The organism is Allobaculum fili (genome assembly GCF_020969955.1).
GTDB lineage: Bacteria > Bacillota_I > Bacilli_A > Erysipelotrichales > Erysipelotrichaceae > Allobaculum > Allobaculum fili.
In genome coordinates this window covers 1-252 of sequence record NZ_JAHDSX010000180.1, presented here as the reverse complement: position 1 = coordinate 252, position 252 = coordinate 1, and the positions used below count along the sequence as shown (strand labels likewise).

Here is a 252-nt window from a genome sequence, read left to right as displayed (position 1 = left end):
AAGTCGGTTCTTCAAGAGGTACGAATTTGCCATTAATGATGTGGCCGATAGTAGGACCATCGACTGGATAACAATGGCCATTCTTGCGAATACAGCCGACTCGCTGTTTGACAGCGTATCGATCTTTTTTTCCATAAGCGTAAACAATCGTATTTTTGGGACGGGCGACGGCCCGGATATCAGCTGGGACAGACATTTTCGGCTCCTTTTTTGTATAGTGTAATTCTATCATTATTATACCATTAAATGACC

1 pseudogene is annotated in these 252 nt (G+C 42.9%); it reads right to left on the bottom strand.

Features of this window, described 5'->3' with window-relative positions:
* Positions 1 to 196, bottom strand: a pseudogene (locus Afil_RS10980) (hypothetical protein); the annotation flags it as partial.
* Positions 197 to 252: the final 56 nt, after the last annotated feature.